Consider the following 14,355-nt stretch of genomic DNA (forward strand, 5'->3'; position numbering starts at 1 on the left):
TTCATGAAAAAACACATTCTATTATCGCTACTTATCGTATTTGGCTGTTCAATTTCATTTGGAAATGAACCTCCACCCGAAAAAAAAGCAGGAAAAACCGTAGTAACCATAGTGAACGATAAATTTTTGATCAATGGGGAGCTCACCTATAAGGGGCGCACTTGGCAAGGACATAAAATCGAGGGTCTATTGATGAATTCTCGAATGGTTCAAGGGGTTTTTGATGACTTGAATCCGGAAACTGTGGACCGTTGGAAGTACCCTGATACCAAAACATGGGATGCCGATCGTAATACGGCTGAATTCATAGCTGCTATGGGCGAATGGTATGCCAAAGGGTTATTGGCCTTTAATATTAATTTTCAAGGGGGTAGTCCCGAAGGATACTCAAGAGTACAACCTTGGGAAAACAATGCCTACGAATCCGATGGTAGTTTGCGTCCAGCTTTTGCAAAAAGAATGGCACGCGTCATTGAAAAAGCAGATGAACTAGGCATGATAGTGAACTTAAGCCTCTTCTATTTTGGGCAAGATGAACGGCTAAAAGATGAACAAGCAGTTATTGCGGCAGTAGACAATGCCGTTGCATGGATAAAGAAGAAGGGCTATACCAACATAATTTTGGAAGTAGCCAATGAAAGTAACAATAAGGCATATCAACACGCTATAATTGGTCAAGATAGAATTCACGAACTCATTCTAAGAGTAAAGAAAAACGCTCCCAATCTTTTAGTGTCCACAAGCTTTAACGGAAATACCCTTCCACCGGATAAAGTAGTAGAAGTATCCGATTATGTATTGATACACGGTAATGGGGTTGGTGATCCGGCCCGAATTACGGAGTTGGTCGCACAAGTACGCGCACTGCCATCATACCGTCCCATGCCGATAGTTTTTAATGAAGATGATCATTTTGATTTTGATAAACCATCTAACAATTTTGTCGAGGCAGTAAAAGCGTATGCCTCATGGGGTTATTTTGATTTTAGGATGAAAGACGAAGGCTTTGATGATGGTTATCAGTCCGTGCCCATTAATTGGGGAATAAGTTCTCCTCGAAAAAAAGCTTTTTTCAACAAGCTTGAAGAAATTACCGGAGGTCCACACTAGGCAAAAACTCCTATCAATAATCGAGAACATCAAAAAGCCAAAACATGAAATACTATTTTCTTAAAACATTTTCCTTTCCGAGTACATTGCTTTTTATAGTAGCCCTGTTTTGTTCCTGTACCTCCGAACCCGATTATGCGGTTCAGGGTGAACTAAAAAAATGGCATAAAATAGAATTGGTATTCAATGGTCCTTCCGCAAGTGAATTGGATAGTATAAATCCTTTTTTAGATTATCGACTAGATGTTACATTTACCAATGATGATCAAACTTTTGTAGTTCCCGGGTTTTATGCTGCGGATGGTAATGCCGCAGAAACGGAAAGTGAGAAAGGCAATAAGTGGATGGTACGATTTGCACCTAATACTACTGGTGTTTGGAATTTTGAAGTATCTTTTAAAAAGGCCAGTAATATTGCCGTTGCAGATGGAGCTAACGACGCGCCCAGTGCCAATTTTATGGATGGCGTAACCGGTAATTTTACTGTTGGGGAATCTGATAAAACGGGAATTGACAATAGATCGAAGGGTAAATTGGAATATGTTAATGACCATTATCTTAAGTTCAAGGATTCGGGTAACTATTTCATAAAGGTTGGCGTTGATGCTCCTGAAAATATTTTGGCTTTTGACGATTTCGACGCTACCACCAATGCCCTTGGCTTACTAAAAACTTGGGAGCCCCATCGAAAAGATTTTGATGAAGATGCCAGTGATCTGTTATGGCAAGGCGAAAAAGGAAAAAATTTGTTTGGAGCCATCAATTATCTGGCTTCCGAAGGGCTGAATGTATTTTCCTTTCTGACGTTCAACGTAGATGGTGATGATCGTAACGTTTTTCCGTATCGGCTAAAGGTATCCGAAGAGGCCTATACTACCTATGCGAATGATAAAAAGAATAAGGAGGCTTGGCAGACCATGTTTCATAAAACACGTTTAGATGTTTCTAAATTGGAACAATGGGAGCGTATTTTTGATTATGGCGATAGAAAGGGAATGTTTCTACACTTTAAGACCCATGAGACCGAGACCGATCATTTAATGGATAATGGAGTTTTTGGGGTCGAAGGGAAATTGTACTACCGCGAACTCATTGCGCGTTTCGGTCATCATTTGGCCATGAATTGGAATATTGGCGAAGAAAACAATCAGCCAATACAAGAAGTGATAAAAGTGACGGATTATGTTGCAAAACTTGACCCCTATAATTCGCATAGAGTGATTCACACCTTCCCTGATCAAGACTACCGATATGCTGAGTTGATAGGTGATCAATCAGCATTGACTGGAGCTTCATTGCAATTAAGCGAGGAAGATTTTAAGGATGTGCACCCTAGGGTTTTGAAATGGAGGGAAAAATCGGATGCGACAGGTAAAAAATGGGCTATTGCGGTTGACGAACCTGGCAAAGCGAAGGTAGCACTTTTGCCAGATGAAGAAGACAGCGAGCACGATGATGCTCGCGGAAATGCGCTTTGGGGAACGCTTATAGCCGGAGGCTATGGTGTAGAATGGTATTTTGGGTATGCGAGTCCCCATTCAGATTTGACTTGTCAAGATTATCGGAGTAGAGATCTTTTCTGGAATCAGAATAATCATGCCAAGGTGTTTTTTGAAAAGTATCTTCCGTTCTGGAAAATGAGCCCTTCCGACGATTTGTTGGGTGATAAGGTATCCTATTGTTTTTCACAGCTTGGTGAGGTATATGCGGTTTATCTTCATCCCGGTACCGAAACGACTACATTGAACATGGGTGATTCGGGAAATTCGTTTTCGGTCAAATGGTATGATCCAAGAAATGGGGGAGACCTTATGGAAGGTTCCATTAAAGATGTGAAAGCCGAAGGACGTGTCGATTTGGGCTATCCTCCTAAAGAAAGAGAAAAAGATTGGGTGGTATTAGTAAGACTTCAAAAATAGATTCGAAAAAAGGTCTGCCCGCAAGAACGTGTTTTTAAGACTTGTTCTTGTTGGTCGATTTTCGGATTATCAAATTCGATTTTAAGACTTTTCTTGATATTTCTTTGTCATAATTTGCAATCCGATCAATAACAAGTTTTGCAGATTCGATGCCCATTTCATAACTCGGCTGGTCTATACTGGTTAATGTAGGTTCTAAAAGTTCGTCGACAGGTTCGTTATTGATGCCAATGATGGCAAGGTCTTCGGGCATTTTGAGTCCTCGCTCCTTCGCTGCAAGCATAACACCAATGGCAACTTGGTCACTAAAGGCCAAAATGCCATCGGGATGTTCTGGGGAATACAGTAATTTTCTTGCAGTACTAAGATTACCTTCTCTCGTGAAATCGGAGTATTCGATGAATTTTTCTTCAACAGGAATATTAGCATCTACCAATGCTTTTTTGTAACCTAAAAGACGCGTGGTACTAATTTGTAGAATTTTTGGGCCGCCAATATAGGCAATGCGCTTGCAACCAACGGCAATCAAATGCTGAGTGGCATCATAGGCAGCTTTAAAATTATCAATTATCACTTTGTCAGATTCGACCTCATCACATAAACGATTGAAAAAAACTAAGGGTACCTTTCTTTTCTTCACTTCCAAAAAATGGTCGAATTCTTTAGTTTCACCAGCTAGGGAAACAATCAGCCCCGACACACCAATATCCAACAATTCTTTGACCAAAATCTTTTCTCGGTCGTATGATTCATTTGATTGACAAATGATGATCTGCATTTGGTGCATTTCCAAGACTTTCTCGATACCCGAGATGGCCATCGCATACAAATGGTATTTAATCCCCGGTACTATGACGCCTACGGCATTGATTTTTTTTGGCGCAAAAGGATTGATATGTTTTGTTTGGAAATAATTGTATTTCTGTGCCAAGTCGAGCACCCTTTCCCGTGTTCGGGCGCTAATGCGGGGGTTGCCTTGTAAAGCTCTTGAAACGGTAGAAATAGAAACGTCTAGTTCAGCCGCGATGTCCTTTAAAGTGGTTTGTTTTTTATCCAAGTTGCTCGAAATGATTGAAACAAATATAACCCAAATTTATGTTTGTATTTTGAGGATTCATTGAACATGGCCTTCTTCAGCATATTCATCGAGCCGCCCGTATCGATTTTTGGTCAAAAAAAGGTTTTTGACAAACTTGCTTTATGTTATTTTTTAATTTTGATTAAAACAGCTTCGCAACTTTTTAAATCGGAATTTAATACGATATCTTCTGTGGTTTTACCATCGGTAATTTTAATGGACACCGTGTTCGGTGGAACTTTACCTAAATTATGTGCATAAAGAAACAAGTCATTTGATTTGCTTGGGTCTAATCTAATGGTGATGTGTTTTTTTCGATAGGTCAAAAGATGCTTTGAAATAATGGTCTCTCCGTTTAGATATATAGAAACGATATCATTGTCTTGCCTCCCATGATCCCATATATCAATACTTATTTTCTCATCTTCAAAAACAAGCTCTTTTGTATATGAAATCTTTCGGCCTTCAAACGATTGCCGGTGGGGAGGTTCTGCTATTTCCGCTATATTTTGTTGGCCATTGCCGTATTTTGAAGCATTTCTTCGGGCGTCGCCCTCTTCGTTTCGTATCGAAAAATAAGGTGTGGCAAATTTGGCCACTTGGTATTTATTGTCAGGAAAAAGTTCAATACCCACTACTTGGTAGGTGTCTCCAGAACTAATATTCTTGGCCAGATTTATACCGTCGGCAGTAAACGTATTTTTAAAAGTTCCTAATTCTTGCACAACCATGTCATCTCGAGCCAGAAAAAAGCGTATTGATTTTTTTGAATCAATGTTCGAGGTTTTCCATGCTATGCTTGCAGGTTCGGAAATGGTCCAAACCGTACTCTTGTTAGGATGTAAAATTTCAATAGCCGATTTTTCTATAGTTTGATAAACCACTCCGGTGGTATTGGAAGTATAAGGGGTATGACTACAAATGAATTGGCACACAAAGAAACAGAGTAACAGAAAATTTCTATTTCTAGTGCACATATTATAGTTAAGTCTATGTTTGGTTTCCCCGATTTCAATCATAATCATTATCTAATTAACACATAATTGATGTAAATGTTGGCTAACAATATCTTTTTTTGATTAAATAATGCTTTTTGTGCTTTAAAGATGGCTTAAAATAGGCCGAGGAGAAGAATAAATTGTTTTTCTGATAAGCACTTCATAACCATTATTTGCTGTGTACGATACGATAATTTCACCTTTCACAACTTCTTTTCATTTGAATTGTAAAAGATGTACTTAGTCGGATTTTTATCCGTTAAAAAAGAGGGGCTTAAATGAATTCCAAATCAACATAACCTCTACTAAAAAACTTAACCTACTTAAATTTTGAAAAGGATTTTCACAACCTTTTTGGTTCTATGGTGCTTTCAATTGGCTACGGCCCAAAAAGAAGCGGCTATCTGGTATTTTGGAAAGAATGCCGGACTCGACTTTAATTCTGGGTCTCCAGTGGTATTGGAAGATGGCGCTTTGAACACCGTAGAAGGATGTGCTACTTTCGCCGATGCCGAAGGCAATCTTTTGTTTTATACTGACGGTCGTACGGTCTGGAACCGCAATCACGACATTATGCCAAACGGCACCGAATTAATGGGGCATTCTTCAAGTACCCAATCAGGTATCATCATTCCAGCACCCGGAAGTACGAATCGCTATTATATTTTCACTTCCTATTTTCAAGTACAGGGGGGGTTGCATTACTCCGAAGTAGATATGAATGAAAATCTCGGAATGGGTGGGGTTATCAGAAAAAATATTGAATTGCGTAATCCCGTTGCCGAGAAACTCACGGCAGTTCAGCATAAGAACGGTAAAGATGTATGGGTCATCGCGCACGACTGGGGAAACGATGCTTACTTGGCTTATTTAATTACTGCGGCCGGTGTTAACCCGACCCCGGTTGTCAGCAATGTCGGTTTTAGTTTGGATTTTGTTACGGAAGGAAACGACGTTTTTAAAAGTAGAGGGTATTTGAAGACCTCGCCTGACGGAACAAAGTTGGCCGTTAGCCATGCTTTTGTCGGTGCTGAAATTTTAGATTTTGATACGGCCACGGGAAAAGTTTCGAACCCTTTGGTTTTAATGCAATCCCAAAGCAGTGATTTTTATGGCGTTGAATTTTCACCCTATGGCAATGTGCTTTATGTATCTATTTTAAATGATGATATCTACCAGTTCGATTTGAAGGCGGTCGATATTGTCAACTCAAAAACACCTTTGAATGTGCCCGGAAAAATGGCGGGTGGATTACAGATGGCGTTAGATGGTAAAATCTATGTCGCCAGCTTTCAGTCGCTTTCCGTAATAGAGCGACCAGAGCAATTGGGGTTGTCAAGTTCTTTTAAAGGAAATTTTATTGACCTGGGGTCAGGGGTCAGTACGCACGGCTTGCCACCTTTTATAACTTCTTTGTTCCAATTGGGTATTCAGGCCGAAAAGTTTTGTTTTGGTGATGCTACCGAGTTTTCGGTCATGGCCACCGAACCTATCGATTTTACGGAATGGGATTTCGGTGATGGGCACACCTCTTTAGTGCCGAGCCCCTCGCACACCTATGAAGCCCCTGGTGATTATACCGTAAGCGTTACCGTGACCATCGGCACGCGGATTAAAATTGAAACCAGACAAGTAACTATTTATGAAATCCCCGAAGCACAAGACGCTATTTTAGTGCAATGTGATTTGAATTCAAACGGAACTGCCTTATTTGATCTTTCGCAGATAGATGCCTATATTTTGGCTGATCAAAGCCCATTGGCATATCAGGTATCTTATTTTGCTGATGAAATGGATGCCGCTAATGGGCAAAATGCTCTTTTAAAAACGGAATATCAAAACAAGGGTTTACAGGAAACTGTTTATGCAAGAGTGCAATCACGAGCTGCGGGAGATTGCTATGCCCTATCACAAGTGTCGCTGAAACTCTTGTCTTTACCGGAACCCAATTTGGAAGCTACCTATGTGGTATGTCCAGATAATCCGGATTTGACGCTTGATGGGGGTGATTTTGATAGTTGGGTATGGATGAACCAGCAGGATGTCATAGTAGCCACGACCCGCTTTTTTCAAGTGACTGAAATAGGAGATTATAATTTAACGGTGGCCAATGAACTGGAAGGTAAAAGTTGTGATAAAACCGTTTATTTTCAAGTGAATCCCGCTTACGTTCCGGAAGACCTTACAGCCAGCGTAAATAATTTCGCAGACCAATTGATCATAACTGTTGATGTAGCGGGTGATGGTGATTTTCAATATTCCATTGATGGGCTATATTTTCAAGAGCGTAATTCCTTTGATGTGTTACCTGGTAAACATTCCGTGTATGTTCGTGATTTGGGCCAATGCCGAACCTTGTCGAAAGAGGTAGTCGCTTTGGGATATCCAAAATTCTTTACACCGAACAATGATGGGGCCAACGATTATTGGAATATCTTGGGAGCGGAACATTTTCCCAAATCCATTGTTTTTATTTACGATCGTTACGGAAAGCTGTTGCAACAGATATCGCCGCTTGAGTTAGGTTGGGATGGTTCCTACCAAGGCCTGTCGATGCCATCTTCTGATTATTGGTTTCGATTCGTAAATGAAGACGGTTCTGTTTTTAAGGGTCATTTTACGTTAAAACGATGACCTTTATCCTCTTTATTGGTTAAATCAATGCCAAAAAGATGCTGGCGATTTTTCCACTCCCATACCAGCATATTCCAATTGAAGCACTTCACCTAAAAAGTCCTCAAAATAATCGATTCGTACCGTATGCATACCTTTTTTTAAGGCTTTTAGTCCCTTTTTGGTGCTCGTGTTATGAGAACCGTCATTGTCAACGACCAATTCATCGTCGATGTACAGCTTACTACCGTCGTCTGATTTGAGATAAAAGGTATAAATACCTGTTTCGGGCACTTCGATATAGCCTTTGTATTGAATGGCGTAATGGTCTAATCGTTCTCCTATTTTATCAGGATCTAGTTCTGTTGCCACTCCCGATTTTTTTGGAGATGAAAGCGTTGCGAAATTGGGTACCGAGGTAAAGTTGCCCTCGTAATACGTATACGACAGTCCTCTTTTGGGTCGTTTCGGTTTTACCGCAGCACTTGGTTTTATTTTTTCATATTTTTTATCAAAGGTGGCGCTGCGATATCCCTCATTATCGGTAAGCATAATTTTGATATCCGTGCTATTGTTAAGTGTCAGTTTTTCAGGAAGAATGCTGGATCCCATTTCTGGATTTCCCCCGTTGGTTGTATATCTTGCTTGAATATTTTGGTATGGATGCGAAGCTTCTACCTGAATTTCTTTGATGAAAATATCCTCTTTCGTCATTTCGATTCCGACAGTTGAAGGGGTTAATTCTATGGTTTCCGTACCGTGAAGGTTAAATTCAGGTGCCATAAACGCACTGTCATATCCCATTTCCCATTGCATTTCTAGAGGGTCCCATTCCGAAGTTTCTGAATCTCCGATTGGTTTTGTTGCGATAACTAGTTGTTGTTGGCTTTGGGGCGGTAGACTTAACTGAAATTTAGAGATGTCTGGTTGAATTTGGTGGTGATGGAATAATTGGCCTCTAAAATGAATGGTATCCTCCGAGGCATTATTCAACGTCATCAAAATTTTTCGTTTTTCATCCTTGCTAAGCACCAATGTTTTAAAATTGGTAGCATCGATCAAGGCTTTTGCCATTATTTGGGTTGCTGGGTTGCTTACATCTTGGTCGATAATACCAGAGAGGCTTAGGTTGACCAACTTGGGGCCTTCATCGGTCATGGTTACCCATCCGACATGATCGAATTCACCGAATTTTGGTCCCCTTAGTTTACTGCCGCCACCGGTAGTACCTAAAACATAATGATTTTGATCATTCTTGACATGGTGCATATAACGATGGGTGTGTCCGGCAAAAACGGTATATTTTCGGTCTGCCATAGAAGCCTCGATTTCGTCGAATCCGTTCATGTCTCCAAAGGCCCATAAAGGGTGGTGCATGTATATCATGGTCCACCGCACATCAGTATTTTCTGAAATGGTCTTCTTTAAAAATGTAATTTGATCGTCGCCCAATAGAACGCCGTCACCATCATTTGTGTTGAGTATCAAAAAAAGTACATCTTTATAGATAAAATGGTAGTAATCTTTTCCGTAGCGTTCTTTCCATTGAACGCCCATTTCGGCATTGGAATAGTCATGGTTACCAGCTACATAAAAGAACCGGGTAGAGAGCGGATCTAAAATACTGTCGAATTCGGCCCATTGTTCATCGATGAGCGAATCATCTTTAGTATACCCTTCGATAAGGTCGCCAACACTCATGACAAACTCAGGATATAGTTTGTTTATTTTATGAAGCGCATCGCCGAAAACTCCCTCGCGATGGCCGCCTGTTCTGTCGCTTACGATGGCAAACTGAAAATTTTCAGGGTTATTATAAAAAGGTTTGCTGGTCCAAGGCTTTTTTTCCGTTTTTACGGTGTGGGAAAAGGCTTTGTTTTCGGTTTGAGCATGAGTTGTATCGATATGGAATGCAAGAATAAAAAGGAAGAGAATGACTTTTGTAAAGTTTGACATGGCGATTATTTAAGCGGTAAAAATATTTTGTTTCACTTGAGCGGCTCTTAACTGGGTGTTAAATTATGGCTTTTTTAAAGTTATCATAATTTTAATTCTTTTTTTGAACCAATACAGATTGTTTTTTAACATCATTATATTTGGAAATATTCCAAATAATAGGAAATATTCCATAAATTAGCATACCATTTTGGTATGCAATGAACAAGACAATATTACATTTAGATTTGGACACTTTTTTTGTTTCCGTAGAGCGGCTTATTAATACAGCATTGAAAAATAAGCCTTTACTTGTAGGGGGGCTTAGTGATCGCGGTGTTGTTGCGGCCTGCAGTTATGAAACGCGGGGGTTTGGGGTACATTCTGGCATGCCTATGAAAATGGCTAAAGAGCTCTGCCCAGAAGCCATAGCAATCAAAGGCAATGCAGGTACGTATAGCAAACACTCTGATGATGTGACCGAGATTATCAAAGAACATGTACCGTTATTCGAGAAATCGAGTATCGATGAATTTTATGCAGATCTTACCGGAATGGATCGCTTTTTCGGTTCTTATAAATATGCATCGGAACTGCGACAACGGATTATTAAGGAAACAGGATTACCAATTTCTTTTGGTTTATCGGTCAATAAAGTAGTTTCCAAAGTAGCTACCAATGAGGCCAAACCCAACAATCAATTGAAAATCGACTACGGATTTGAAAAACCTTTTCTGGCTCCGCTATCCATAAAAAAAATACCTATGGTAGGCGATAAGACCTATCAAACTTTACGTAACCTCGGTCTGCGACAGATACGTACCATACAAGAAATGCCGGTAGATGTAATGCAGCGTGTATTGGGCAAGAACGGTACCGTTATTTGGAAACGGGCCAATGGGGTCGATAATACCCCTGTAATTCCCTTTTGCGAGCGAAAATCGATTTCTACCGAGCGCACGTTCGATAAAGATACCATTGATGTGGTGATGTTAAACGGTATCCTCATTGCTATGACAGAAAATTTGGCCTATCAATTACGGCGCGGCGAAAAACTGACGGCCTGTATCACCGTGAAAATTAGGTATTCCGATTTTAACACCTATTCCAAACAGTTACGAATCCCCTATACCAGTGCCGACCATATTTTGATTCCTAAGATTTTAGAACTGTTTAAGACGCTTTATAACAGACGTTTGTTGGTCCGTTTGGTGGGTATTCGGTTCAGTCATTTGGTATCGGGCAATTACCAGATCAATTTATTCGACGATACCGAAGAAATATTGAACCTGTACCATGCTATGGATTATATCAGAAAACGTTATGGCGATAAAAGTGTTATACGTGCTTCGGCCATGGGAGCAAGAACCATTGGTAGAATGCACAACCCGTTCAATGGTCAGCCACCTATTGTCTTGGCACATCGAAAACAGTAAAATAAGTTGTCAGTTGGTAATTCATGATATTCGACTGACAAACATCAACGAACAATCAATTGTATCTCAACTGTCACACATATTATAGTTTGCGCTACGGCACCTTTTCAGAGGTGGAACTGTTGCAATTGGCGCAAGACAATCAGGTGACCCAATTGGTGTTGACCGATATCAACAATACTTCGGCCGCACTTAATTTTGTTCGCAAGGCTCCCGAATATGCAATAAAACCTATACTTGGTGTCGATTTCAGAAATGGCGCCGATCAATGTTATGTGGGTATTGCCAAAAACAACGAAGGGTATCAAGAGTTGAATGATTTTTTGTCTGAACACCTCCATCAGCAAAAGGACCTGCCTTCGATAGCTCCACTTTTCAAACATGCGTATGTTGTTTATCCTTTTGAAAAAGTGGTATTGACCGATAAAAAATCGTTTGCTGAACACGAGTTTATCGGTGTTTCCATTGCCGACCTGAGGCGTTTGCCTTTCTCCAGGTTGTTGGCGCTAAATGACAAACTGGTAGTGCAGCAACCCGTTACATTTCGCAATAAACGTGATTTTAATGCCCATCGACTGCTACGGGCAATTGAAAGCAATACCTTGTTGAGCAAGCTTTGCAAGACCGAGGAAGCCGATGAGGAGGAAAAAATGTTTCCCATTCAAAACTTGGCGATGGCCTTTTCGGAGTACACTTTTATTTTGGAGAATACGGAACGACTACTAAACTCTTGTAGTATTCAATTTGACTTTTCTGCCGGACGAAAGCCCCAGAACCTAAAAACGTATAATGCAACAAAGGAGGAAGACGAGGTGATGTTAGAGCGATTATGCCAAGAAGGGCTTCCCTATCGATATCCTGATGGTGGCGATGCCGTTATGGAACGCTTGAAAAAAGAATTGGAGCTTATCAAGACTATGGGTTTTGTCTCGTATTTTCTTATCAATTGGAATATTGTTTCCTATGCCCGCGAACAAAAATTTTTCTATGTAGGGCGCGGTAGTGGAGCCAATAGTGTTGTGGCTTATCTATTACGAATTACCGACGTAGATCCCATGGAACTTGATTTGTACTTTGAGCGGTTCATTAACCTGTATAGGGCCAATCCACCAGATTTTGATATCGATTTTTCGTGGAAAGACCGTGAGGAGATTACGCAATACATATTTGATACATTTCCGAACGTTGCTTTACTTGGCACCTACGTTACGTTTAAAGATAAAGGTGTGGTGCGCGAATTGGGCAAGGTATTTGGTTTGCCCAAAAGCGAAATCGACTTTTTATCGGAAGGTAGGTATCGATTTGAAGATCTTGATGATGTTTCGCGATTGGTTATAAAGTATGGTCGCTTGATTCAAGGTATGCCCAATTACTTGAGTATACACGCTGGGGGTATTCTGATCAGTGAGAAGCCTTTGCATTGGTTTTCGGCCACTCATCTACCGCCCAAAGGGTTCGCGACCGTACAGTTTGATATGGTCATTGCCGAAGATGTAGGCTTGTTTAAATTCGATATTTTGGCGCAACGGGGGCTGGCCAAGATTAAGGAAACGATGGAAATACTAGAACGTGATCGTCCCGATGAATTTTCGAAAGTCGATATTCATAACATCATTGCATTTAAAAAAGACCCCAAAATCAATAATCTCATAAAAACTGCCCAGTGTATGGGCTGTTTTTACGTGGAGTCGCCCGCCATGAGAATGCTGCTCAAAAAATTGGAGGTAGACAATTACTTGGGATTGGTGGCGGCAAGTTCTATCATCAGGCCCGGTGTTGCCAAAAGCGGTATGATGCGCGAGTATATATTGCGCCATAGAAACGAGGGTAGGGCTGAAGAAAAAGCACATCCCGTAATGCTCGATATCATGCGTGACACTTATGGGGTCATGGTCTATCAAGAAGATGTTATCAAAGTCGCCCACCATTTTGCCGACCTTACCTTAGGGGAGGCCGATGTCTTGCGTAGGGGTATGAGTGGTAAGTTCCGCTCACGTGACGAGTTTCAAGAAGTAAAGGAGAAGTTTATTGAAAACTGTCGAAAAAAGGGAGAAGAAGACCGTATTATTTTCGAAGTGTGGGAACAAATCGCCAGTTTTGCGGGGTATGCCTTTGCCAAGGGACATTCGGCATCTTATGCCGTCGAAAGTTATCAGAGTTTGTTTTTAAGGGCGTATTATCCTTTGGAATATATGGTGGCGGTGCTCAATAATGGTGGCGGATTTTATAGTTCAGAGTTTTATGTGCACGAAGCCCGAATGTTAGGGGCTACCGTGCATGCGCCCTGTATCAATAAAAGTTTGGCTGTCAACCGTATTTATGGTAAACAATTGTATTTGGGGTTTATGTACCTACGTGATTTGGAAGGTCGTGTGATGGAACGTATCTTGAAAGAACGGTTGTGTCATGGGGCGTTTGCCTCTTTAGAAGATTTTCTGGATCGCATCATTATATCAATAGAACAATTGAGTATTTTAATACGGATAGATGCCTTTCGATTTACGGGAGTAAACAAACATGAGTTGTTATGGAATGCCCATATGTTTTTGAACAAGAGCGTGAAAATAGACCATCCGAAATTGTTTCCTCCCAAACATCAAGATTTTAAAATTCCTACCCTGCATACTACTGATCTCGAAATGGCTTTTACCCAGTGGGAGTTATTAGGTTTCTGTCTGTGCAGTCCGTTTGAACTCTTGGTCAAGCCGCCTAAAAATAAATCGGGAAGCAAAGATTTAAAACGTTATCTAAATCGGCACATCGATATTTATGGCTATCTGGTGACAGTAAAAAATACCAAAACCCATTCGGGAAAACAAATGCACTTTGCCACCCTGGTAGATCAACAGGGCGAGGTGTTCGATACGGTGCTTTTTCCACCTGTAGCGGCCCAGTATCGCTTTAGGGGCAAGGGAATTTATCGTTTTTACGGAAAAGTTGTAAGCGAGTTCGATTTTTTAAGTATCGAAGTCATAAAAATGGAAAAGCAAGATTATATACAGGACCCCCGGTACGCCGATATGAAAACGAGCACTAAGGTATTCCAAGAAAAGAAGAATGCAGTTAAAGCGCAATCACAAAAGGGGGAAACTAAAAAGAGCCCAATCAACTAAGACCAAGCTCTTTTACGAGAACACTATATGAAAATGAAAAATTTTACTTCGTATTAATTACATGACAAACATACCATTGACTCACTTGTTTTAAAACTTTTTGATGTGAAGGTGGGCAAATTTGTGGTGTAGCAAGGCAAACTTGTTATGAGA

At 40.6% G+C, this 14,355-nt stretch carries 8 protein-coding genes; 5 read left to right on the forward strand and 3 right to left on the reverse strand.

Annotated elements, in window-relative coordinates:
* Positions 1–3 precede the first annotated feature (3 nt).
* Positions 4–1,110 carry a hypothetical protein gene (locus tag BLS33_RS16150; protein WP_089891727.1) on the forward strand — a complete coding sequence of 369 codons (1,107 nt, stop codon included), beginning with the start codon at positions 4–6 and terminating at the stop codon, positions 1,108–1,110.
* 44 nt (positions 1,111–1,154) lie between these two features.
* Complete coding sequence (locus tag BLS33_RS16155; protein WP_089891729.1) at positions 1,155–3,029, forward strand: DUF5060 domain-containing protein; 1,875 nt, start codon at positions 1,155–1,157, stop codon at positions 3,027–3,029.
* Positions 3,030–3,063: 34 nt separating this feature from the next.
* On the opposite strand, the gene BLS33_RS16160 is transcribed toward BLS33_RS16155, so the two are convergent.
* Complete coding sequence (locus BLS33_RS16160; RefSeq protein WP_089891731.1) at positions 3,064–4,086, reverse strand: LacI family DNA-binding transcriptional regulator; 1,023 nt, start codon at positions 4,084–4,086, stop codon at positions 3,064–3,066.
* A gap of 146 nt (positions 4,087–4,232) precedes the next feature.
* Positions 4,233–4,991 (reverse strand): hypothetical protein, encoded by a 759-nt coding sequence (locus tag BLS33_RS16165; protein ID WP_176801412.1) that lies wholly within the window; start codon positions 4,989–4,991, stop codon positions 4,233–4,235.
* 444 nt (positions 4,992–5,435) lie between these two features.
* On the opposite strand from BLS33_RS16165, the gene BLS33_RS16170 reads away from it, so the two are divergent.
* Positions 5,436–7,739: a T9SS type B sorting domain-containing protein gene (locus BLS33_RS16170; protein ID WP_143017632.1), complete on the forward strand. Its 2,304-nt coding sequence runs from the start codon at positions 5,436–5,438 to the stop codon at positions 7,737–7,739.
* Between the two features lie 24 nt (positions 7,740–7,763).
* Here BLS33_RS16170 and BLS33_RS16175 read toward each other — a convergent pair whose 3' ends face one another.
* Positions 7,764–9,674: a PA14 domain-containing protein gene (locus tag BLS33_RS16175; protein WP_089891743.1), complete on the reverse strand. Its 1,911-nt coding sequence runs from the start codon at positions 9,672–9,674 to the stop codon at positions 7,764–7,766.
* Positions 9,675–9,874: 200 nt separating this feature from the next.
* Between BLS33_RS16175 and dinB the strand changes: the two genes are divergently transcribed.
* Complete coding sequence (gene dinB, locus BLS33_RS16180) at positions 9,875–11,089, forward strand: DNA polymerase IV (protein ID WP_089891746.1); 1,215 nt, start codon at positions 9,875–9,877, stop codon at positions 11,087–11,089.
* 59 nt (positions 11,090–11,148) lie between these two features.
* Positions 11,149–14,202, forward strand: coding sequence for a DNA polymerase III subunit alpha (locus tag BLS33_RS16185; RefSeq protein WP_089891748.1), 3,054 nt, complete (start codon positions 11,149–11,151; stop codon positions 14,200–14,202).
* The last annotated feature ends 153 nt before the right edge of the window (positions 14,203–14,355 follow it).

This window comes from Kriegella aquimaris, from assembly GCF_900103215.1.
Classification (GTDB): domain Bacteria; phylum Bacteroidota; class Bacteroidia; order Flavobacteriales; family Flavobacteriaceae; genus Kriegella; species Kriegella aquimaris.